General features: G+C 42.8%; 22 protein-coding genes and 1 rRNA gene. 2 read left to right on the forward strand and 21 right to left on the reverse strand.

From position 1 onward, the window contains the following. The 6 genes from ACQRCC_RS11350 to ald all read right to left on the reverse strand — a co-directional run. A 16S ribosomal RNA gene (locus ACQRCC_RS11350) occupies positions 1-139 on the reverse strand; the annotation flags it as partial. A 587-nt stretch (positions 140-726) separates the two neighbouring features. Continuing rightward, positions 727-2,085 carry a DNA repair protein RadA gene (radA, locus tag ACQRCC_RS11355; protein ID WP_427850889.1) on the reverse strand — a complete coding sequence of 453 codons (1,359 nt, stop codon included), beginning with the start codon at positions 2,083-2,085 and terminating at the stop codon, positions 727-729. An 85-nt stretch (positions 2,086-2,170) separates the two neighbouring features. Next, a complete protein-coding gene (locus ACQRCC_RS11360; protein WP_427850890.1) occupies positions 2,171-2,584 on the reverse strand; it encodes an endosialidase in 414 nt (137 codons plus the stop codon). A gap of 47 nt (positions 2,585-2,631) precedes the next feature. Then, positions 2,632-5,076 carry an ATP-dependent Clp protease ATP-binding subunit gene (locus ACQRCC_RS11365; protein WP_427850891.1) on the reverse strand — a complete coding sequence of 815 codons (2,445 nt, stop codon included), beginning with the start codon at positions 5,074-5,076 and terminating at the stop codon, positions 2,632-2,634. Between the two features lie 35 nt (positions 5,077-5,111). Then, positions 5,112-5,483 carry a GntR family transcriptional regulator gene (locus ACQRCC_RS11370; RefSeq protein ID WP_427850892.1) on the reverse strand — a complete coding sequence of 124 codons (372 nt, stop codon included), beginning with the start codon at positions 5,481-5,483 and terminating at the stop codon, positions 5,112-5,114. 177 nt (positions 5,484-5,660) lie between these two features. After that, positions 5,661-6,782, reverse strand: coding sequence for an alanine dehydrogenase (gene ald / locus ACQRCC_RS11375; RefSeq protein ID WP_427850893.1), 1,122 nt, complete (start codon positions 6,780-6,782; stop codon positions 5,661-5,663). A gap of 294 nt (positions 6,783-7,076) precedes the next feature. Here ald and ACQRCC_RS11380 point away from each other — a divergent pair, with 294 nt between their 5' ends. Then, positions 7,077-7,934 carry a MurR/RpiR family transcriptional regulator gene (locus ACQRCC_RS11380; RefSeq protein WP_427850894.1) on the forward strand — a complete coding sequence of 286 codons (858 nt, stop codon included), beginning with the start codon at positions 7,077-7,079 and terminating at the stop codon, positions 7,932-7,934. Between the two features lie 60 nt (positions 7,935-7,994). Here the strand turns inward: ACQRCC_RS11380 and purD are convergent, their stop codons facing one another. The 13 genes from purD to ACQRCC_RS11445 all read right to left on the reverse strand — a co-directional run bounded on the left by purD (position 7,995) and on the right by ACQRCC_RS11445 (position 18,668). Next, a complete protein-coding gene (gene purD / locus ACQRCC_RS11385) occupies positions 7,995-9,266 on the reverse strand; it encodes a phosphoribosylamine--glycine ligase (protein WP_427850895.1) in 1,272 nt (423 codons plus the stop codon). 22 nt (positions 9,267-9,288) lie between these two features. Then, positions 9,289-9,915 (reverse strand): phosphoribosylglycinamide formyltransferase, encoded by a 627-nt coding sequence (gene purN, locus ACQRCC_RS11390; protein WP_427850896.1) that lies wholly within the window; start codon positions 9,913-9,915, stop codon positions 9,289-9,291. Next, positions 9,909-10,934: a phosphoribosylformylglycinamidine cyclo-ligase gene (purM, locus tag ACQRCC_RS11395; RefSeq protein ID WP_427850897.1), complete on the reverse strand. Its 1,026-nt coding sequence runs from the start codon at positions 10,932-10,934 to the stop codon at positions 9,909-9,911. The genes purN and purM overlap by 7 nt, the downstream gene beginning before the upstream one ends. A gap of 35 nt (positions 10,935-10,969) precedes the next feature. Next, entirely contained in the window at positions 10,970-11,482 is a 513-nt protein-coding gene (gene purE, locus ACQRCC_RS11400) for a 5-(carboxyamino)imidazole ribonucleotide mutase (RefSeq protein WP_427850898.1), read from the reverse strand. Positions 11,483-11,651: 169 nt separating this feature from the next. Next, positions 11,652-13,691: an aminopeptidase gene (locus ACQRCC_RS11405; protein ID WP_427850899.1), complete on the reverse strand. Its 2,040-nt coding sequence runs from the start codon at positions 13,689-13,691 to the stop codon at positions 11,652-11,654. After that, positions 13,692-14,087: a DUF6142 family protein gene (locus ACQRCC_RS11410; RefSeq protein ID WP_427850900.1), complete on the reverse strand. Its 396-nt coding sequence runs from the start codon at positions 14,085-14,087 to the stop codon at positions 13,692-13,694. It lies immediately after the preceding gene. Further along, positions 14,056-14,541 carry a VanZ family protein gene (locus tag ACQRCC_RS11415; RefSeq protein WP_427850901.1) on the reverse strand — a complete coding sequence of 162 codons (486 nt, stop codon included), beginning with the start codon at positions 14,539-14,541 and terminating at the stop codon, positions 14,056-14,058. Before ACQRCC_RS11415 ends, ACQRCC_RS11410 begins: the two co-directional genes overlap by 32 nt. Before the next feature lie 23 nt (positions 14,542-14,564). Continuing rightward, positions 14,565-14,717 (reverse strand): hypothetical protein, encoded by a 153-nt coding sequence (locus ACQRCC_RS11420; protein ID WP_427850902.1) that lies wholly within the window; start codon positions 14,715-14,717, stop codon positions 14,565-14,567. 14 nt (positions 14,718-14,731) lie between these two features. Next, entirely contained in the window at positions 14,732-15,412 is a 681-nt protein-coding gene (gene pyrE, locus ACQRCC_RS11425) for an orotate phosphoribosyltransferase (protein WP_427850903.1), read from the reverse strand. Positions 15,413-15,567: 155 nt separating this feature from the next. Then, complete coding sequence (locus tag ACQRCC_RS11430; protein WP_427850904.1) at positions 15,568-15,723, reverse strand: rubredoxin; 156 nt, start codon at positions 15,721-15,723, stop codon at positions 15,568-15,570. Between the two features lie 168 nt (positions 15,724-15,891). Continuing rightward, positions 15,892-16,686: a hypothetical protein gene (locus ACQRCC_RS11435; protein WP_427850905.1), complete on the reverse strand. Its 795-nt coding sequence runs from the start codon at positions 16,684-16,686 to the stop codon at positions 15,892-15,894. 15 nt (positions 16,687-16,701) lie between these two features. Further along, the gene (locus ACQRCC_RS11440; RefSeq protein ID WP_427850906.1) at positions 16,702-17,412 is read right to left on the reverse strand and encodes a DUF5058 family protein; all 711 of its coding nucleotides are present in this window, start codon (positions 17,410-17,412) and stop codon (positions 16,702-16,704) included. A 32-nt stretch (positions 17,413-17,444) separates the two neighbouring features. Then, positions 17,445-18,668, reverse strand: coding sequence for a M20 metallopeptidase family protein (locus tag ACQRCC_RS11445; protein ID WP_427850907.1), 1,224 nt, complete (start codon positions 18,666-18,668; stop codon positions 17,445-17,447). 219 nt (positions 18,669-18,887) lie between these two features. Between ACQRCC_RS11445 and ACQRCC_RS11450 the strand changes: the two genes are divergently transcribed. Further along, positions 18,888-20,210 (forward strand): hypothetical protein, encoded by a 1,323-nt coding sequence (locus ACQRCC_RS11450; protein ID WP_427850908.1) that lies wholly within the window; start codon positions 18,888-18,890, stop codon positions 20,208-20,210. Between the two features lie 66 nt (positions 20,211-20,276). On the opposite strand, the gene ACQRCC_RS11455 is transcribed toward ACQRCC_RS11450, so the two are convergent. Both ACQRCC_RS11455 and ACQRCC_RS11460 read right to left on the reverse strand, forming a co-directional pair. Then, positions 20,277-21,179, reverse strand: coding sequence for a dihydroorotate dehydrogenase (locus tag ACQRCC_RS11455; RefSeq protein ID WP_427850909.1), 903 nt, complete (start codon positions 21,177-21,179; stop codon positions 20,277-20,279). Beyond that, on the reverse strand, positions 21,179-21,961 hold the full coding sequence (locus ACQRCC_RS11460) for a dihydroorotate dehydrogenase electron transfer subunit (RefSeq protein WP_427850910.1): 783 nt from the start codon (positions 21,959-21,961) through the stop codon (positions 21,179-21,181). Before ACQRCC_RS11460 ends, ACQRCC_RS11455 begins: the two co-directional genes overlap by 1 nt. Positions 21,962-21,983 lie beyond the last annotated feature (22 nt).

Raw genomic sequence — 21,983 nt, forward strand, 5'->3', positions numbered from 1 at the left:
CCCACGCGTTACTCACCCGTCCGCCACTCAGTCACAATACTCTTCATCCGAAGAATCAAAGTAAGGTGCTTCGTTCGACTTGCATGTGTTAAGCACGCCGCCAGCGTTCATCCTGAGCCAGGATCAAACTCTCGTTGATATAATTTGCTTTGCATCTTTGATGCTTAGCAAATTAATCGTTCCTCGGCATCGCCGATGGAACTTCATTTTCGTTTAATCACAGTCAGGAAAACTACTAGCTTTCCTATCCCGTTATTACTGTTTTTAAAGTACCAGAACTGCTCTATAAGCTCGAAGCAGAGCTTCTCGCTCATCTTGGCTTCGCCAATGCTCGTTTGCTCAATGTTAAAAAACAAGTTTTTACATCTCAGCTCCACTCGCGCAGTTCTTAGCTGTTCTCTGAATTTTCTCTTAAAGAAATCTTCAGGGTCGTTGTCTATTGTTCAGTTATCAAGGTTCTTTGTGTTGTCGTTCAAGCGACAGCTTTAATAGATTATCATATCTTTCGTCGTTTGTCAACAACTTTTTTAATTTCTTTTTTGCTTGTCTCTTGTAACAACTCAATGTTCAAGTGACAGCTTTGATAGAATACCACAGTCTTCTTTGAATTGTCAATATTATTTTTATTTTTTATTTAATTTATACAATTCAAACAATTGTTTTCCAGGTTTTTATTTTTTGACCGACCATTTTACCAACCAGTACTTTAGATGCGAAGTGAAGTTTTTACAATAAGGATATAGCCTGATTAACCGTTCTGACTCCAACAATCTCTATTCCTTCCACTTTACCAAGATTTTTCACTGATACTTCCGGCATAATACATGTTTTAAATCCCAGCTTTTTCGCCTCTGCCACTCTCTGATCCGGCATCGTTACTGCCCGAACCTCCCCACTAAGTCCTACTTCTCCAAAAACAATGGTATCCTCTGCAACCGGTTTATTTTTATAACTGGATACAATTGCCATCACAATCCCCAGATCCGACGCAGGTTCATTCATACGGATACCTCCCGCAATATTAACATAGGCATCGTAATTAGACAGGGGAAGTCCTATCCTTTTCTCCAAAACTGCCATAAGTAGATTTACGCGATTATAATCGAGGCCAGCAGCTGTTCTCCTTGGCATGCCGAAATTACTCTGACAGACCAGAGCCTGAATCTCCATCAACATTGGTCTTGTACCCTCAATCGCACACGCCACTACCGAGCCCGAAGCATTTTCCGGTCTTCCACTCAGCATATATTCAGATGGATTTTCAACCTCTACCAGTCCGCATTTTTGCATTTCAAAAACACCAATTTCATTAGTAGAACCAAAACGATTTTTAACACCTCTCAGAATTCGATATGAAGCATGTCGGTCCCCCTCAAAATAAAGGACTGTATCCACCATATGTTCCAACACTCTCGGTCCTGCGACCGTCCCCTCTTTTGTCACATGTCCTACTATAAATACAGCAATGTTCAAACCTTTTGCAAGTTTCATCAGGACATGGGTTGCTTCCCTGACCTGAGATACACTTCCCGGAGCAGATCCCACTTCTTCACTGTACATAGTCTGAACAGAATCAATAACCACCACTGCCGGATTAACTTTTTCAATTGTTGTGCTAATCGTTTCCAGATTTGTTTCACATAACAGAAGCAAATCTTCTGTAAAATTTCCCATACGATTTGCACGAAGCTTAATCTGCTTCAAGGATTCTTCTCCTGATATATATAAAACTTTCCGTTTTTCCGCCGACAGACACTGACACACCTGAAGAAGCAGTGTAGATTTTCCAATGCCGGGATCACCGCCTACCAGCACAAGGGAACCCGGCACAATTCCTCCTCCCAGAACCCGGTCAAGTTCTTTTATTCCTGTTTTCAGGCGCTCGTCCTGATCTGTACATACATTGGAAAGCGTGACCACCTCAGCCCCACGCGCACCCCCTTTGACAGTGCTGCTGTGAGTCACTGCCGTCTTCTCCTCAACAAATGTATTCCATTCCTTGCACACCGGACATTGCCCAAGCCATTTACTTTCTTCATGTCCACAATTCTGACAGAAAAAAATGCTTTTCTTCCCTTTTGCCATTATCTCTTCCTCGTTCTTCCGTCTAAAAAAGGCTGCAATTTTGCAGCCTTTCCGCCAATGTATTACTGAAAAATATCCGATTATCTTATTTTCTGACAATCTTGATATCAACGCTCTTGCCAGACTCCAATTCAACGCTGACACTGAGTTTTCCACTCAAATTCGTCTTGATATCACCAATATTTACGTCATCCATATATACCACATATTCTGTATCGGCCTCAAGCTCCAATGTAAACTGTGCGTCTTTCTCCCCTGACACTTTAAATGTAACAACATTTTCAGATGCCTTGAAACCTTCCACTGCTGTTCCCGGAACTGATTCATAAACAAACATTCCATTTTTCTCAAGCTTGGTGATCTCTGCAAATGTTTTTACTTTGTACAGATCTCCCTGATATTCAAATCCATCCAGCTTTGTCTTGGATGCCAGAGTGAAATCTCCAAAGCTAAGTGTTCCATCTGCTTCCGTTCTCAACAGTTCTTTTATTACTGCCATATTATTTATCCTCCTGGTATTTCGTACTTATGTTGTCATTATAGCATTTAAACTTCCTGATTTGTAGCTTTTGGAATAAATTTTATTTCTTTTTTAGATATGCCCACTTCCACTTCACTGTTTCTGGTAACAGTGCCGTCAAGAATAGCCTCTGCCAGTTTATCTTCCAAAAGGTTCTGCACCGCACGCCGCAGCGGACGGGCTCCATACTTCTGATCCATACCCGTCTCAACAATGTGTTTTTTTACAGAATCCCTTATCACGAGCCGGATTCCCAACTGTTCGCCCGCCCTCGCACAGACCTCTTTGCACATCAGACCAACAATTCGTTTCATATGTTCTTTATTCAGCGCATGGAATACAATAATCTCATCAATGCGGTTCAGAAATTCCGGTCGGAAAATCAGCTTGATTTCATTCATTACGTTGGATTTCATCCGTTTGTAATCACCGGATTCATCCTCCTTCGTCACAAATCCAAGCCGCTTCGGATCAATAATTGCCTGCGCCCCCGCATTTGATGTCATAATAATAACCGTATTTTTAAAATCCACTTTTCTTCCCTGTGAATCGGTAATATGCCCATCATCCAACACCTGCAGCAAAATATTAAAAACATCCGGATGTGCTTTCTCAATTTCATCAAATAAAATTACGGAATAGGGATGTCTTCTCACCTGTTCACTCAGTTGTCCTCCATCCTCATGCCCCACATATCCCGGCGGAGAGCCAATCATTTTTGACACACTGTGCTTTTCCATATATTCCGACATATCTACCCGAATAATGGAGTCCTCGCTTCCAAAAAGCGCCTCAGCAAGAGCTTTGGAAAGCTCCGTCTTTCCCACTCCGGTTGGTCCCAGAAAAAGGAATGACCCAATCGGTCGTCCCGGATCTTTCAAACCTACACGCCCGCGGCGAACCGCTTTTGCCACTGCCGATACTGCTTCTTCCTGCCCGATTACTCTCTTATGCAAAGTCTTCTCCAGATTTTTCAGGCGCACGCCTTCGGATTCCGTCAGTTTCTGCACAGGTATTTTCGTCCACTCTGATACAACATCTGCGATATCAGCTTCAATAACATTTATCTGTCTGTTTTCATTCTTTTTCTGAAAACGCCTGCGAACCTGCTCCAGCTTATTCTCAACCTCCGCCTGCTCTTTATGAATCAGAGAAGCTTCTGCAAAATCTCCCTTTCTAATTGCCTCCTCTTTATCTTCTGTCATTCTTGTAATGATATGCTCCAGCTCCCCAATATTCTCCGGAACCTTATAGCCGCGAAGACCAACCTTAGAGCACGCCTCATCCAACACATCAATTGCCTTATCCGGCAGGAAACGGTCATTGATATATCTTCCGGACAAGTTAACTGCTGCCTCTAACGCTTCGTCCGTAATCTTTACATGATGATGTTCTTCATAACGGCTCTTTAACCCTTTCAAAATATCAAAACACTGCTCTTTTCCCGGTTCTTCAATAGTAATCGGCTGAAATCTGCGCTCCAGTGCAGCATCTTTTTCAATATGCTTTCGATATTCTGAAATCGTAGTAGCACCGATCAGCTGAATCTCTCCTCGTGCCAGAGATGGTTTTAATATATTTGAGGCATCCATAGCCCCTTCCGCTCCTCCAGCACCTATGATTGTATGAACCTCATCCAAAAAAAGGATAACATTTCCGGAACTTTTCACTTCCTGGATAAGACGTTTCATACGCTCCTCAAACTCTCCTCTGTATTTGGAACCTGCGATCATTGCAGCCAGATCCATTGTAAGAATCCGCTTCCCTTTCATGCCTTCCGGCACGGTTCCTTCAGCGATTCGAGCCGCAAGTCCTTCTATCACCGCAGTTTTTCCCACTCCGGGTTCTCCGACAAGACACGGATTATTCTTCGTCCGTCTGCTCAGCACCTGCATCAGCCGGGCAATCTCCTGTTCCCGGCCGATAACCGGATCAAGCCTTCCTTCAGCAGCCTGCGTTGTAATATCTGTTCCGTACTGTTCCAGAACAGCCGTTTTTTTGCGTCCGTCATCCTGCATGTCATCTGCATAATCGGCCGGATCCGCTCCAACAATATATAAAATTTCCTGCAGTACCTTCTGCAGATTCACGTTCATAGTAAGAAGAATACGGGTAGCCACACAATCCACATCCCTAAGAAGCGCCAGCAGAAGATGTTCCGTTCCAATCTCATTCGAACGAAGCCTGATTGCTTCTTCCTTAGCCTCTTCCAGAATAAATTCAAATCTGGGACTGGTTTGTGGATGATGAGATGGTTCTGCATCGGCCACAGGTGATACCAGCTCATTCATAATTCTCAGGATATCATCCTCTTTCACTCCACCAGAGCCCAGAATCTGGCCTGCCACACCCGAATAAACCTTTTTTAGTCCCAGAAGAAGATGTTCCGTCCCTACATAGGGATGGTCCAGATCCTTCGCCGCCGCTCTGGCAATCCTTAATACTTCTTTTGCCTGTTGTGTATAATTCATTTCCAAGTTATCCTCCTATAGCGGTGGGAGCATTCTCACACCTGATATTCTTCATATATCTCATCCACAAGTTCATGGACCTCTTCTTTAGAAATATTCTTACAGCATCCCTTTGCCAGGACAATACGGAGTTGTTCTTTCATCTCTGTAATCGCCTTTATCTTATCCACATCAAGCGCAATCACTGCACCTCTTCTTCTGTCAAGCTGGATAAAACCTTCCTGGCGAAGTACCGCATAAGCTTTATTTACTGTATGCATATTAATTCCCACCGTCTGTGCAAGCTGCCTCACGGACGGCAAAGCCTCTCCCTCCTGCAGGGCAGATGTTGCAATTCCCATAATAATCTGATTACGCAGCTGCATATATATGGCCTCGTCACTGTTAAAATCAATCTCTATCAGCATTTTCTCACCTTTTCTTATGTTTCTTGTGTTATACATACATTAGCACACACTACGTCTTACGTCAATCCTTCATCCGCGCAAGACCGGAAGAGTTTCCTAATAATGCGAAAAAACGCATCCCGAAGGATGCGCTTTCCCGCAACAGAAAGAATCATATCAGAAATTAAGCAGCTTTGCTTATTTGCACACTTCTCTTACATCTACGTACTCATAGCAGTCAAAACTGTCAGCAACATTCTTGCATGTAAGTTTTCCGTCATATGTGTTGATTGCAGAGTAAATAACCTCGTTTTCTGCACATGCTTTTTCGAGACCTTTGTTAGCAATCTGTAATCCATAGCTCAATGTTGCATTAGTAAGAGCAATCGTAGATGTCCTCGGAACTGCTCCCGGCATATTTCCTACGCAGTAATGAACAACTCCATCCTCAATGAAGATCGGATCATCATGGTATGTAACCTTTGTTGTTTCTCCACATCCGCCCTGGTCAACTGCAACATCTACAAATACTGCTCCCGGCTTCATCTCTTTAAGATATTTTTTCTTAAAGATCTTCGGAGCAGCCTTTCCCGGAATCAATACACAGCCAATTACCAGATCAGCTTCTTTCACAGCTTTTTCAATATTTGCATCGGTAGATACCAGAGTCTGGATACGCGCACCAAAGATGTCATCCAGATAAGCCAGTCTCGGAAGACTGATATCTATAATTGTTACATTAGCTCCCATACCTACAGCAATTTTGCATGCATTTGTACCTACATTACCTCCACCAAGGATGACAATATTAGCCTTTGGAGTTCCCGGAACACCTGCCAGAAGAACACCTTCTCCGCCAAATCTCTTCTCCAGATATTTTGCACCTTCCTGAATACTCAGACGTCCTGCAATCTGACTCATCGGAGCAAGAAGAGGAAGTCCGCCATTTTTAGGATCAAATAACGTCTCATAAGCAACGCCCTTTACCTTACCTTCAAGAAGTGCATCAGTCTGCGGTTTATCTGCTGCCAGATGAAGATATGTATAAAGAATCAGTCCTTCGTGGAACAGTGGATACTCTTCCTCCAACGGCTCTTTTACCTTAACCATCATCTCAACAGTATCCCATACCTCTTTTGCAGTATCAATCATTTTAGCGCCTGCTGCTTCATACTCATCATCCGCAAATCCGGACCCGATTCCGGCACCTTTCTCAATATAAACTTCATGACCGGCATTTACATAGCTTTTTACATTATCTGGTGTCATACCTACACGGAACTCGTTGTTTTTAATTTCTTTTACACATCCAACTTTCACTTTTTTACCCTCCTGATTTTCGTTTTTGTTGTTCGCCACTGAATCTTTATTTTTTGTTCCCGTTCATTATGAATAATATTTTTCATTTTATCCCCTATGTGAAAAATATTTTTCATTTATCTCTAAATTTATACTATCACAGGGATTTATATTATTCAATAAAAGTTATTTTTTTCACAAAAGTTTTATTTCAAGCATTTTTTTGTTATTGTATTAACAATTCTGTTGCATATTTTGTTATTTCGTGGTTAAATTCTATTAGATAGAACTATATATGCTATCGGAGGACACAATATGAAAGAATTAAGAGAAATAATTAATAATGCCAGTCTGACAAAAACACAGAGAATGATTGCAAAATATGTTCTGGATCATTCTTCTGATGCCTGTTTCATGACATCAACCGAAATAGCTCAGGAACTCGGCGTAAGTGAATCATCAGTCATACGCTTTAGCCGTTCCCTTGGATTCAGCGGCTTTATGGATTTTCAGAAAACACTTCGAAAGGATTATCAGGATAAGGTATACAGCATCTCCAGCTCCATCACTGTACCATCACAGCGGATGGCTCATCGCTCAAAGATGGGTACCAGTTCCGATTATATAAACAGACATTTTAAAAATGCCCTTAACAATCTTGAAAACGTCTTCGCCAATAACAGTCTTGCCGCTTTTGAAGAAGCTGCCGATGTCATTATAAACAGCCGGTTCAAATACATAACTGCTTCCCGTGGAAACGCTTCACTTGGAGATTATTTTTTTCTGTATTTGAAACACATGCTTCCAAATGTAGACACCACTGTCTCCTCTTCCATGAGCCCCATGGATCATTTATGCAATATTTCCAAAGATGACTGTCTGATTGTATTTTCTTTTCCCAGATATTCATCCCTGGATAAACTCAGTGCTTCCATGGCAAAAGATGCCGGAGCAAAAATTGTTGTCATCACCGACAAACCCAGCTCCCTGCTTGCCGGATATGCGACGGTACTCCTGACAGTTCCTGTAAACAGCGATACCTTTTTCAATTCCCTGGTGGGCGCTCAGTTTGTTGCAGAAGCTCTTTTAGATACCATCAGTCATAAAGTAAAAGGAATAGAAAAGCGACTCAAAAAAATCGATAAATATCTTGCCCAGCTTGGAAATTATTAAAAATTCCGGAGTAAAAAAAGATTGCGCATTACGCGCAATCTTTTTTTGTTTTATTCAGTTTTATGCCTCATCAATCGCTTTTCCAATATCATGGCGCATATATTTGTTATCGAATTTCACCCATTCCGTTGCAGCGTAAGCATTTGCTCGTGCCTCCTTAAGGGTAGCCCCCTTGGCAGTAATACCAAGAACACGTCCGCCATTCGTCACAATCCGGTCACCGTCAAATTTGGTACCTGCATGGAAACAGTAATATCCCTCATGCTTCTTAAATTCATCCAGACCGCTGATCGGGAGTCCTTTTTCATATGACAGCGGATATCCGTCCGATGCAAGCACAACACATACGGCTGCATTGTCCTCAAATTGCAGGTCTACCTGATCCAGAGTTCCGTCAATGCATGCCTCTACTACTTCAACAATATCATTCTTCATACGCGGAAGTACTACCTGTGCCTCCGGATCTCCAAATCTTGCATTGTATTCCAACACTTTCGGACCATCTTCTGTCAGCATCAGTCCAAAGAAAATAACACCCTTGAACGGTCTGCCTTCAGCCTTCATTGCATCTACCGTGGCCTGATATATATATTTATTGCAGAAATCTTCTACTTCTTTGGTATAGAATGGACTCGGCGAGAAAGTTCCCATACCACCGGTGTTCAATCCCTGATCTCCATCCTGCGCACGCTTATGATCCTGCGCAGAAGTCATAGTCTTGATCGTATTTCCATCCACAAAAGAAAGAACAGATACTTCACGTCCTGTCATGAATTCTTCTACAACCATAGTATTACCGGACGCACCAAATTTTTTGTCCAGCATAATAGTCTTGACACCTTCCTTAGCCTCCTCCAGTGTATTACAGATCAGTACACCTTTGCCGAGAGCAAGTCCATCAGCTTTCAGTACGATCGGGAATTTAGCTGTTTCAAGATAAGCAAGTGCTTTCTCCGCATCATCAAAATTCTCATACCCCGCTGTAGGAATATTGTACTTTTTCATCAGATCTTTAGAAAATGCCTTGGATCCTTCCAGTATTGCCGCATTTTTCCGTGGTCCGAACGCACGGATTCCTGCTGCCTCCAATTCATCCACAAGACCTCCCACCAGCGGATCATCCATACCTACAATAACCAGATCAATCTCTTTTTCTTTTGCAAATGCCACAATTTTTTCAAATTCCATAGCACCGATCGGTGCACATTCCGCATATTCTGCAATTCCGGCATTTCCCGGTGTACAGTATATCTTATCCACTTTTTCACTCTTTGCCACACAATACGCGATTGCATGCTCTCTTCCGCCGCTGCCTACGATTAATACTTTCATGCTGCTCCTCCTCCTTCTCTCGTTATGGAAGAATCTTTACCAGATTCTCTTCCACCTGGATTCTGCCGTTAGCAATCAGATCAATTGCTTTCGGAAGAATCTTCCACTCTGCCTGTTCCATCACGCGTCGCTGAAGCACTTCCGGAGTATCCCCCTGCTCTACTTCTACTGCTTTCTGAAGGATGATCGGTCCTGTATCCGTACCTTCATCTACAAAATGAACAGTCGCACCCACTACTTTAACACCGCGTGCCAGCGCCGCCTCATGAACTTTAAGTCCATAATACCCTGTTCCACAAAATGACGGGATCAGAGATGGATGAATATTAATGATTCGATTTCTGTATTTTTCTATCATGGCTTCCGGAATGACTACCAGGAATCCAGCCAGAACGATCAGATCCGGCTGCATACTGTCAATCGTTTCCAGGAACACTTCATTGAATCTGTCTCTCGTCTCAAAATCCTTCGGAGAAATGCATTGCGCACTGATACCATGCTTCTTTGCTCTTTCAAGGGCATAGGCATTCTTATTGTTACTGATGACACCCGTAATCTTTGTATTGGTAATTGCACCGGATTCTACCGAATCAATAATCGCCTGAAGATTCGTTCCTCCTCCGGATACAAGTACCACTACGTTTAACATAAGGTAACTCCTTTTTCTCCTGCTTCTACATGACCAACTACGTAAGGCACATCACCGACTGCACGGATTGCTTCCATAGCCTTATCAACATCTGCCGGATCCAGTGCCAGAACCATTCCAAGCCCCATGTTAAAGGTGTTGTACATCATCTCTTCCGCAATATCACCTTTTTCAGCTAAAAGCTTAAAGATTGCCGGAACTTCATAGCTGTCTTTTTTCACGACTGCACGAACTCCTTCCGGAAGCATTCTCGGAATATTTTCATAGAAACCGCCTCCTGTAATATGGCTGCAGCCCTTTACCTTTACACCACTGTTCTTAATACTCTTTAAAGCTTTTACGTAAATTCTTGTCGGAGCGATCAGCGCCTCTCCCAATGTTTTTCCAAGCTCGTCATAATATGTATCCAAAGATTCCTTAGTCATTTCGAATACTTTACGCACCAGAGAAAATCCGTTACTGTGAACACCAGTGGATGCCATACCTACCAGAACATCACCCGGTTTGATATTTTCACCATTGATAATATCCTTCTTATCTACAACACCAACAGCAAATCCCGCAAGATCATAATCATCAACCGGCATAAGACCCGGATGCTCAGCGGTCTCACCACCAACCAGTGCACATTCAGACTGCTTACATCCTTCTGCCACACCGCTTACGATCGTAGCGATTTTCTCCGGATAGTTCTTACCACATGCAATATAATCCAGGAAAAATAACGGTTCTCCACCGGAACATGCAATATCATTCACACACATTGCAACCGCATCAATACCGATCGTATCGTGCTTGTCCATAACAAATGCAAGTTTTACCTTAGTTCCACATCCGTCAGTACCTGACAGGAGAACAGGCTCCTCCATATTCTTAATTCCACTCAGATCAAAAGCACCTGCAAATCCACCAAGACCTCCCAGCACTTCCGGTCTCATGGTCTCTTTTACATGCTTTTTCATTAATTCTACCGACTTGTAACCCGCTTCAATATCAACACCTGCATTCTTGTAATCCATAACACGTCTCCTTAATTTGTATTTGTATTATTATTTTACTTCTGGTTCATGTACTCTTTGTGTCCCAGCTCTTTCAACTTCGCATCTTTAGCCTGAACCGTATTCTTCATCTCTTCTGTATACGCTTTCAGTCTGTCAAGCAGTTCCGGATCAGATGTTGCAAGAATCTTCGCTGCCAGAATTGCAGCATTCATTCCTCCGTCGATCGCTACCGTCGCAACCGGAATTCCAGGCGGCATCTGAACAATTGAATAAAGTGCATCCTGTCCATCCAGATTCTTTCCTGACATCGGTACACCGATCACCGGCATCGGGAAAATCGCTGCACACATTCCCGGAAGATGAGCGGCCATTCCCGCACCTGCAATGATTACTTTAAATCCCTTTGATTCTGCAGATTTCGCATATTCAAAGAACACATCCGGCTCCCGGTGTGCGGAGATGATCGTCATCTCATATTCAATCCCTAACTTTTCCAACATATCAGCGGCTTTACCCATAACCTTAAGGTCTGAGTCGCTGCCCATTACAATTCCTACTTTTGACATCGTGTTCATCCTTTCTGCATTCGTCACTATTCGTTTATACTATATCATGACCGCAAGCGGCCATGATGCCTCTGGCAGATTTTAGCGCCCGGATTTCTGCGGCAAACGCAGAAACCGGTATGCGCAATGATATAATGCGCGCCATGCGCTCATTATATCATATCATTGTTTATTTGTTCAACGGTTCATTCAGAATTTCTGTTCCCGGCAGAACAAATCTTCCATCCCTGATAATGTCTGTCTGCTCTCCATTCTTCTTCACAACGGTAATACTTCCCAGCTCATCATATGGAATCGTAATATCCGTATGGCAGTGATAATATGCTTTGGACACATCCTCTTTCCTGCGAATAGAGACAGAGTTATCCCTCGCCACAATTTCTTTTCCGTTGGGATTATACACCGGAATATCTTCACTCCAACTGTAACAGGTGTCTCCCACTGCAAAATGTGGTCCTGTCTTCTCCGCAATCAGGATAGGCATCTTCTCTTCCATCTGATACTTTCTCGCCGCCACGTAAGCGGTAGTATTAGTGCCAATTGCAAACTCTCCCATAGGAAGAGTTGCATGATTATGAAGAATGTTATCACTGATATACTTTTTGCCATCTGATTCCCGTTCAAAATTTCCGCAACGGTAATCCGCAATCATTCCATTGGAAAAAGTTATCTCCAGATCGCGATACTGCAGTTCATTTAAATATACCCTGCTTACATGCAGAACTCCATTTGTACCTTCCAGTACCGGAGATGTAAATACTTCACCTACCGGAATATTAACATCCGCAACGCAGTTTTCAAATATTGTCTCCTTCTCAGGATCACGAAGCTTATGCAGTTGTACCGTCAGATTCGTTCGATTATCTCCCTTACCGAGAATACGGACATATTCTCCCTGGTCTAACGCGTCGATCATGGTCTGCTGCACCTGCTCGTACACTTTTGCATCCAAAGTATTAATACGGATAATTTCATTAAAAATCTCCGGATAATCCGGTCCGATTTCCGGAATCGGATAAGCAATAATGGTAAAGCTCCTCTCATCTCCCCGGATATACTCATTGGTAATCTGACCGGAACGGCTGTCGTACACAAGAGATATCTCCTCCTGTTTCTCATTCAGATGTATTGCCTCATTCTTCTGAACCGGAGAAAATGGCTGTTCTCCAAACACCTCCATAACTGCCGGTCCCGCAAATTCCCCTGCCAGTTCTTTATTCATCTCATAAACATGGCTGATAACTTCCAGCTTACGTTCCACAAAGCGCTTACCCAGGAACAGACCCTGATCATTCCTGTGATCATACTCATACTGTTTATTTGCAATTCCACCATAATATCCAACCTTATGCTGCTGCCGTTTGGTCAGCACACTGACTGCTGCCCGGTAAATCACAGGCTGAAGTCCCATTTTTGCAAAATTTTCAATAGCTTTTTTTACTACCCGCTCAAATCCCAGGACATATCGGATATTCACTACCGACTTCTTAGATAAATCCTTGCCGGTATTTATAAATCCCATCCGGTACCCTTCTGTATAGACATCAGCCATCTTCTGAATCACTGATTCATCCAGACTATTCAAATGTTCAGCAGTCTTCCACTCATTTTCACTGATATATTCACCAAACCAGTACAAATACCTCAGATCCGTCAGGTCTGCTTCACGGATAATATCCACTGCAAAAGAATATGACGGATCGATCTGCTCACAAATTCTGTCCGCTGCAAACACATCACAATAATCGCTGGCATACCAGTAAACAATCTCTTTCAGTTCCCGTATTTCCGGCAGTTCCCGACCTTCAAAACAATTATAGACTTCTATAAACAATTCGTATACAATCGCAAGATATTCTTCTCTCTGTTCAAACGTATATGCAATTGCCCCACGTATTTCTGTATACAAAAAAGAAAGAATCTGTCCATATTCCTCTCCCATCATTCTGACAGCATATGCCGGATCCGCATAACCTGCTTCATATTTTTCAGGAAGAATATCCTCATACAGCTTCCTGTTCCACTCTTTTAAAACATCCAGGCTCTGCTTCCTGTATCTTCCCGACTCTATTTCTTTCTTCAAATCATCCAGCATCAAAATAAAATGGGATACCTGACGAAAATACGGACGGAATCTATCCGCCACTGTTTCTTCTTCCGGTATCTCCCGAATTCTTCCTATTGCCAGTTCATATCGCTCAGTAATCATCTAAAAAAGCCCCCTTAGGAAAATAATAAGTAATCCAAGCACGAACAATCCATTGCTCACTACTCCTATCTTGCAGGTCAGATAGTTTTTGTCACGCTCCTTAAATCCCTGAATTCCCTGATTAAGTCCAGAAAAAGCCAGTATCAGACATCCCAATCCAACCGTACCAATCAGAATGCTTACATCGCCCCTGCTTATGTACGAAACCGAAAAAACCAAAACCATAAAAAACAAGGTGAGCCCCGCAAGCAGACAGGACATCACTCCCCGCCGTGAATGCTTCAGCTCTGCCTGTCCGAATTTGCGGCTCCGTCGCTTCATTTTCTCGCGCTCTGTTTTCTTCTTCTGCCGTTCCTTACGCATCTCAACGATGACTTCTCTCAGCCTTCTTAGCATAATAATGTCTCCTTTTTGCTGCAAAAACAACAAATATTATATATCCAATCATTCCACCCATGGTATTCAGAAGCATATCGTCCACATCAAAGCTTCCTACTGTGGTTATTAGCTGAAATGTTTCCACACAAAAACTTAATATAAAACTATAAAACATGGCTGACCAGAAACTTCTGTACCTGCTTGCCATAGGCATAAAGAAACCAAACGGAACAAATATCAGCACATTTCCAAAAAGATTAGTAAATACTGCATAAAAGCCAAGCTGCTCTCTATAATACCAGAACCGTTTGATTTCCTTAAATAATTCTAAATTGTAATGATATTCCTGCATACCTCCCGGATTTCTCCCATACCATTCCGAAAAAAGCAGGAAATATATGATAAATCCAATATACAGGACAAATAGTATTTTCCCCAATTTTCGTAAATATTTTCTTCTTTTATACTCCAAAACAGCACCCTTCTAACTTCTGGTTAAAATGTAAGCCCTTTTCTTACTTTCAGCAGACGTGCCCCGCTCACAACAGAAAGAATTCCTGTAGTAACTCCGACTACAATCACAATAATTCCGATTGCAATCCCTCCGACACCTGTAACTCCCATGGTTTTAAATGCCTTTTCGTTCATACTTATTCCTCCCGCTATTTCGCACCATACTGTTCATAATATGCGTCAATTGCCGCTTTTAATGTATCGTCGATTATAATTTTTCCCTGACACTCTTTGTTGTGCAGACACTCTACCACCTCATCCATAGAAACAATGGCTGCTGTTTCAAATCCGTACAGATCTTTAATCTCATCCAGAGCACACTTCTCGCCGCCTTTTCCAACTTCCATACGATTCAGGGAAACCATCAGACCTACAATCTCAACATCAGCAGCTCCCCGTACCTTTGGAACAGTCTCTTCCATGGATTTACCGGACGTCGTAACGTCTTCAATCATAACAACCCGATCCCCGTCCTTAAGCTTGCTGCCGAGGAAGCTTCCTTTATCAGCGCCATGATCCTTCTCTTCTTTACGGTCAGAACAGTAACGCACTTCCTTGCCATATAATTCGCTGAATGCCATAGCAGTTACAACTGCCAGCGGAATTCCCTTATATGCCGGTCCAAACAGAACATCAAAATCATCTCCATATCTGTCATGGATAGCTTTTGCGTAATACTCACCCAGCTTTTTCAACTGTGTACCGGTCACATATGCTCCGGCATTCATAAAAAATGGGGACTTTCTGCCACTTTTTAATGTGAATTCTCCAAATTTGAGCACATCGCTCTCTACCATAAACTCAATAAATTCCTGTTTATAACTTTCCATGGTCCGTACATCCTCCTATTTTCAAGGCTTTCGCCTGATTTAATCTCTAAATATATTTTTTATACTACCATAAAACAGGAAAGCTATCAATTATTATTTCCTCTTACATAAAAACAGCAGCCCCCGCAAGGACTGCCGCCATGTAAAACTATATTCTATTCTTCTGTGAACTGATCTTTTCCTACAGAGCAAAGCGGACACTCAAAATCTTCCGGAACATCTTCCCATTTTGTTCCCGGTTCAATTCCGCCTTCCTCGTATCCTTCTGCCTCATCATATACCCATCCGCAAACTTCGCAAACATATTTCATAATCTTTTCTCTCCTTTTTCTGTTATTCTTACTTAAGTATGATATTTTTCACACTTTCTGCTGAGCACATTATAATGCAATTTCTTTATAAATACAAGTCTATTCAGAACTCCTGACATACAAATCGGGAGACTGCCCTAATCAGCCTCCCGAATGAAAGAACAACTATTATTTTGTTTCTTCTACTGTATCTTTCTTTTTGATTGGATTCGGATTATCAACAACTGTAATAATACCTTTCTTCCACATGATTCTGGAAGTGATGATTGCGATTGGAAGCATTGCAATAATCAAGAATCCAATTGCCCCAAACAGAGAACCGCCGGAGGAAATACGAACCAGTAATGAAAGAACTGTTACGATAACGAGTACCGGAATTACTCCCTTTGTTCCGCCTTTTACTACCTTGTCTCCGGAACTGCTGCTTGAGAACAGACCCAGTGTCAGAGAACCGAAAAGAGCCGGAATAATGTAATTGGAAGCTGTCTTTACCTGTGGAATTTCAAATACAAATCCGATTCTGGAGCTAAGGAGCGCCGCTATTGCCAGGATAGCTACCGTCATAATAGAGGAAACTGCTACTGCTACAGATGCAATCGCATCACCTTCCGGTGTGTTCTGCTCTGTCTCTGACAGTTTCAGCGCGTTAATCGCACACGGAACTTTCAGGTTCATAATATTTCCGGTCAGGAATGTAAGGTAAGAGGAGCTGCCCAAAATAGGTGTATAACTGAGTGCCTCTGAGATTCCGACAGGTATGTAAATCATAAGAATACTAATGGTAGCCAGGTTAAATACCTCTCCAACGGAAGGAATCGCATCATAATATCCCAGAACAATGAACGGAATCGCTACCATGTAAATCAGCATGATAAGTGTACCAATGCGACCTTTGCTGTGGGACCACTTCTGAAACGGATCCATTACAGCTTTATTGTTCTTTTCTTTTTTATCCTTACTCATCTTTTGTACCTCCTCTTACTTAAAAATGCTTGTCCACAACAGGGATGAAACCATACCGCCGATCATGGAAAATGCCATGATAAAATCATTCAGCCATCTTAATTTCGGCTTGGAGGCAAGAACTCCCAATACTACTGCAATCACAAGACCTGTAAGCATAACCGCTGCCTGAATGGTATCACCAATCAGAAGGACCGGTACATATACTGCAAACAGACATAACATAAAGGTTCCACTAAGTACATATTTCCATGTACTTGCATTTTCTGTCTTGGAAACACTCATACACAGTTTCTTTCCAAACGGAATCAGAATGAAAAATCCACTCAGCATTCCGATACTCATCAGGATCATTACTACACCAAACTGATTAGCAGTTCCCATTTCCAACATCTGTGCACTGGTCTCAAATCCAAGTGCACTGGCAACACTACTGGAAATCAGTGTTTCATATGACAGAGAACCGATTACGGATAATCTCCACCAGGACCAGATGGTTCCCAGCACCGGTATCAGTGCAAATAATCCTACAACAATAGACAAACTTGGCACAATTGAAAATACAAGACTTGATTTAATAACCTTTTTTAATTTCTCATCGCTGATTCCCAGCTCCTGACATCTCTTATATGCCTTCTTCAGATATGCCAGTGAGAACAGTACGATATAAACCAGACCGCCTGCAACCAATGCCAGCAACAATGGACTTGTGATAATTTCTTTCATAGATTTCCCTTCCCTTCTCTCATGTGTTTTGGTTATTTATGCTCTTCCAGCCATCTCATAGCTGCGTATGCATACACTGCACTTCCGGGTGCCAGAACAGCATCGTCAAATTTTACCTTCGGGTGATGCTGCGGATACGCATATCCTTTTCCCGGTTCTCCTGCTGCCAATGCCAGCATAATAGCAGGAACTTCCTGACTCACATAAGCAAAATCCTCTGATCCTGCTGACTTCTGCGCCTTTCCTCCGGCCATAGCCTGAAGCTGTCCCGCTGTAAAGGATTTTCCTGGTCCCAGAAGTTCTGCCATATACTTAGCAGCACATGCAGACAATTCAGCATTATTCTCAAGAACCGGACATCCTTTTCCGAAAATCACTTCTGCCGATCCACGGAAAGCGGATGCAATACTCTGTGATATTTCTTCAATTCTCTGCTTAATAAATGACCGAACCTCCTCATCATAGGTACGGATCGTTCCTTCCATCTCCACCACATCAGGAATTACATTCGGTGCCTGTCCCGCATGAATCATTCCAATCGTCAGAACTGCTTCATCCATCAGTGCCAACTCTCTTGCATGAATTTCCTGAAGTGCTGTAATAATATGGGCAGCTATTGTAACCGGATCCACACCCGTGTTCGGCATGGAGCCATGACAGCCTTTACCCTGGATACGGATCTTATAAAAATCTGCTCCCGGAGCACTGACACCGCCATCACTGACAATTACTGTTCCTGCCGGGAATGGCTGACCTGCCATAACGTGAATCATCAAAGCTGCATCTACATCCGGATTTTTAAGCACTCCCGCCTCGATCATATCATGAGCACCCTGGAATATTTCCTCCGCCGGCTGGAACATCAGCTTCACTGTTCCCTCAATTTCATCCTCATGATCTTTCAGAAGTCTTGCAGCCCCCAGCATCATAGACGCATGCATATCATGTCCGCATGCATGCATTTTTCCCGTTTCGGATGGAAAATCTACATCTGCCTGCTCTTCCATCGGAAGCGCATCCATATCTCCGCGAATCAGAAATACCTTGCCAGGTTTTTTTCCGCCTGCATTTACTACCAGACCCGCTTTTCCACATTCCTTGGGCTCATATCCCATAGCCTCTAATTCTGATTTTACAAAAGCTACAGTTTCTTTCAGATCAAAACCGACCTCCGCATGTCTATGAAGATAATGTCTGTTATTGACTATTTTTTCTCTGTAAGCTTCCGCCTCTTTTAACAATTGTTCCGCATTCATAAGTGTCCTCCTCTTTATTTTAGGAATATTTCAAGAACTCTTCTTTTATTTCTGATTATAATTTGCTATTCTGAAAATATCAAATGCTTTTCTTTATTGTTTGCAAACTTTGTTAAAATTATATAAACTTACATATATTTTTCGTATTTTTGGAAGATACTTATTGATTTATGGAATAGATTGATAGAAAATATAAATAAGAACAAGGAGGAAACAAACATGACCTACCACATCTTAATTATTACATCTGCATACCTGACACAATATATGAAGGATACTTTGGGAACCCCTCCCGAACATGTGGAATTTCGATTTGTAGAATATAAGAAATTTACAGATCTGAAGGATATTTATCAGAAAAATGAAAATTGGGCAGACGGAATACTCACAACGGGAATCGTAGTGCAGACTGTATTAGAGCGGGCTATCGACACCCCTTTAAAACCCATACTCTCTCTGGATACCGATAATGAGAGCTTTTACAGGATTCCTCTTACTCTGTTGATTGAGAATCGTTTTCTCGATCCGGAACGGATTATTTTCGATGTTTTTATTAATGTCGAGCCGCGGGCATCTGTCCTCAGTCTTTTAGGAAATAAGAGTATCATGGATACATTTCCGGATTTTTCGAACTGGCTCTCAATGGCTACTCTGGATGAATTGTATGATATAGAAGACGCTACATTAGAACACATTCAAAGACTATGGTCACAGAATAAAATTGATCTGGTCATCTGCCGTTACAGCAGTCTGGTTCCGCGACTCAAAGAGCTGAATATCCCATGTGTGTTTGCAAACGGAACAGATGCATATGTAAGAGACACTCTGCAGCACCTGCTTGCCATGATTAAAATTGAAAAAATTACTGCCCATGCACCTGCCGTAATTTCAATCATTCCAAGAGAGACCAAAGATCAGCTCTGGACAGACCGGCTGGACATTTCCCTGCAAAAAGCAGTCATGGATTTTGCCCATAAAAATGATCTGGACTTTATTCTCCAGAGGAAGCGTGAAAAACTTCTCATTATTACAGAAAAAGCGGTGATTTCGTATATTACCTCCGATTTCAAACAAAATCACCTTGCCACATACCTGAATGAATATATTGATTTTAACCTGAACATTTCCTATGGAATCGGCAACACGCTCGAAGAAGCGATCGCCAACGCCCAAAATGCCTTTGCAGCTTCCGGCATCTCCGGGGATTCCTTTTTGGTAGATGAAGATCTGCAATTAATTGGTCCGCTAAGTGCAACTGAACGTACATATTCCAGCAATATCATTACATCCCACATGCAGGAGCTGGCCAAAAAAGCTTCTCTGTCCACCATGACCATGCACCGCCTCTCCCGGCTTTTGATACTCCTGGGCAGGAGAGAAATTACCAGCGCTGATCTTGCAGAAAATTTCCACATATCCCTCCGGGGTGCCAATCGAATCCTGCAAAAACTGGAGGATAGTGGTATCGCCAAAGCATCCTTCCAGAAATCCAGCCATATGAGAGGTCGTCCAACCAAGATTTACAGCATAGATCTGGACTAATATAACAAGGGGACAGGCTTCCCGACTCTAAAGAGTCGGGAAGCCTGTCCCCTTGTTTTTGTGTGTTTATTTTACAATTCCCACCATATCGGCAACAGTTTCGAACCCATGCTTCTTCATATAGCTCTCAATTCCATCTACGATTTCCATAGTCACTCCCGGATTATGGAAATTAGCCGTTCCCACTGAAACCGCACTTGCTCCTGCCAGAATCATCTCAATGGCATCCTCCGGGGTGGAAATACCGCCCATACCAATAATCGGAAGCTTCACGGCATTTGCCACCTGATAAACCATACGCACTGCAATCGGATGTACGATCGGTCCCGATACACCGCCGGTCTTGTTGGCCAGCGCAAATGTCTTTCTGTTAATATCAATCTTCATTCCAGTCAGAGTATTGATCAGAGACACTGCATCAGCGCCTCCCGCCTCAACAGCCTTTGCCATCTCCGTAATATCGGTTACATTCGGACTTAGTTTCATAATTACCGGCTGTTTCGCATATTTTTTTACCGCTCTCGTAATGTCCTCTGCCGCTTTCGGATTCTGTCCAAAAGCTATTCCACCCTCTTTTACATTCGGGCAGGAAATGTTGATTTCCAGCATATCTACGTCCTCGTTCGCAAGACGTTCCACTACCTCACAATAATCCTCCGTAGATTTTCCGCAGACATTGACAATAATTCTGGTGTCATACTGTCTTAAAAACGGAATATCCCTCTCGCAGAAAAGATCGATCCCCGGATTCTGCAGACCGATGGCATTCATCATACCTCCGTATACCTCTGCAACTCTCGGTGTAGGATTGCCCGGCCACGGAATATTTGCAACCCCCTTAGTTGTTACTGCTCCCAGTCTGTTCAGGTCAACAAACTCTGCAAATTCTGCTCCGGACCCGAATGTTCCGGAAGCAACAGTTACCGGATTATTCCATTCTACTCCCGCAATGTTCACTTTCATGTTCATTAGATTTCCACCTCCGTAGATAAGAATACCGGTCCGTCTTTACAGATTCTCTTATTATTCACATTACTGTGATGATCCTTTTCTCTGGATTTGCACACGCACGCAAGGCAGGCACCTATTCCACAGGCCATCCGCTCTTCCAGAGAAATATAGCATTCTATACCAGCTTCCTCTGCATATGCTTTAATTGCCCGAAGCATAGGAGTCGGTCCGCAGGCGAAGATCATATCCGCTTCCAGCCCATTTTCCCGGATAGCATCCATAACATTGCCTTTTGTGCCCACACTGCCGTCCTCTGTAGAAATATACAGTTCCCCGTTCTTTTCAAACTCTTCCTTCAGGAAGGTCTGAGCATCCCGGTATCCCACTACAATCTGCTTCTTCGCACAGTACATCTGTTTCGCAAGTTCAAGTATCGGCGGAACACCAATACCTCCTCCCATCAGAAACACCCGTTTCCCTTCTGCTTTTTCATAAGGAAACCCATTTCCAAGAGGTCCGATAACCGGAATGGTATCCCCTGCCTTAAGCTTCGAGAACTGTTCTGTCCCCGTATGCTCACCAGTTACACGGTATACTACCCGAAGACGTCCATTCTCTTTGTCAATCTCACAGATACTGATTGGTCTCGGAAGCAGTTTACTTCCGTCATTGGTATACATGGATATAAACTGTCCCGGTCCGGCAGTCTGTGCCGCCTCTGTGCGAAGCCACATACTAAAGATACCGTCTGCCAGCATCTCCTGTGAGACTACCACTGCCTGTTCTTTCTTTCTGTCCATCTTATCTCCCTCCGGCACACTT

Source organism: Sporofaciens sp. SGI.106, from assembly GCF_050314255.1.
Classification (GTDB): domain Bacteria; phylum Bacillota; class Clostridia; order Lachnospirales; family Lachnospiraceae; genus Claveliimonas.

Coding starts and splice junctions, on each gene's coding strand:
- radA (WP_427850889.1), bottom strand. CDS start 2,085: ATGGCAAAAGGGAAGAAAAGCATTTTTTTCTGTCAGAATTGTGGACAT.
- ACQRCC_RS11360 (WP_427850890.1), bottom strand. CDS start 2,584: ATGGCAGTAATAAAAGAACTGTTGAGAACGGAAGCAGATGGAACACTT.
- ACQRCC_RS11365 (WP_427850891.1), bottom strand. CDS start 5,076: ATGAATTATACACAACAGGCAAAAGAAGTATTAAGGATTGCCAGAGCG.
- ACQRCC_RS11370 (WP_427850892.1), bottom strand. CDS start 5,483: ATGCTGATAGAGATTGATTTTAACAGTGACGAGGCCATATATATGCAG.
- ACQRCC_RS11380 (WP_427850894.1), top strand. CDS start 7,077: ATGAAAGAATTAAGAGAAATAATTAATAATGCCAGTCTGACAAAAACA.
- purD (WP_427850895.1), bottom strand. CDS start 9,266: ATGAAAGTATTAATCGTAGGCAGCGGCGGAAGAGAGCATGCAATCGCG.
- purN (WP_427850896.1), bottom strand. CDS start 9,915: ATGTTAAACGTAGTGGTACTTGTATCCGGAGGAGGAACGAATCTTCAG.
- purM (WP_427850897.1), bottom strand. CDS start 10,934: ATGGATTACAAGAATGCAGGTGTTGATATTGAAGCGGGTTACAAGTCG.
- purE (WP_427850898.1), bottom strand. CDS start 11,482: ATGTCAAAAGTAGGAATTGTAATGGGCAGCGACTCAGACCTTAAGGTT.
- ACQRCC_RS11405 (WP_427850899.1), bottom strand. CDS start 13,691: ATGATTACTGAGCGATATGAACTGGCAATAGGAAGAATTCGGGAGATA.
- ACQRCC_RS11410 (WP_427850900.1), bottom strand. CDS start 14,087: ATGCTAAGAAGGCTGAGAGAAGTCATCGTTGAGATGCGTAAGGAACGG.
- ACQRCC_RS11420 (WP_427850902.1), bottom strand. CDS start 14,717: ATGAACGAAAAGGCATTTAAAACCATGGGAGTTACAGGTGTCGGAGGG.
- pyrE (WP_427850903.1), bottom strand. CDS start 15,412: ATGGAAAGTTATAAACAGGAATTTATTGAGTTTATGGTAGAGAGCGAT.
- ACQRCC_RS11430 (WP_427850904.1), bottom strand. CDS start 15,723: ATGAAATATGTTTGCGAAGTTTGCGGATGGGTATATGATGAGGCAGAA.
- ACQRCC_RS11435 (WP_427850905.1), bottom strand. CDS start 16,686: ATGAGTAAGGATAAAAAAGAAAAGAACAATAAAGCTGTAATGGATCCG.
- ACQRCC_RS11440 (WP_427850906.1), bottom strand. CDS start 17,412: ATGAAAGAAATTATCACAAGTCCATTGTTGCTGGCATTGGTTGCAGGC.
- ACQRCC_RS11445 (WP_427850907.1), bottom strand. CDS start 18,668: ATGAATGCGGAACAATTGTTAAAAGAGGCGGAAGCTTACAGAGAAAAA.
- ACQRCC_RS11450 (WP_427850908.1), top strand. CDS start 18,888: ATGACCTACCACATCTTAATTATTACATCTGCATACCTGACACAATAT.
- ACQRCC_RS11455 (WP_427850909.1), bottom strand. CDS start 21,179: ATGAACATGAAAGTGAACATTGCGGGAGTAGAATGGAATAATCCGGTA.
- ACQRCC_RS11460 (WP_427850910.1), bottom strand. CDS start 21,961: ATGGACAGAAAGAAAGAACAGGCAGTGGTAGTCTCACAGGAGATGCTG.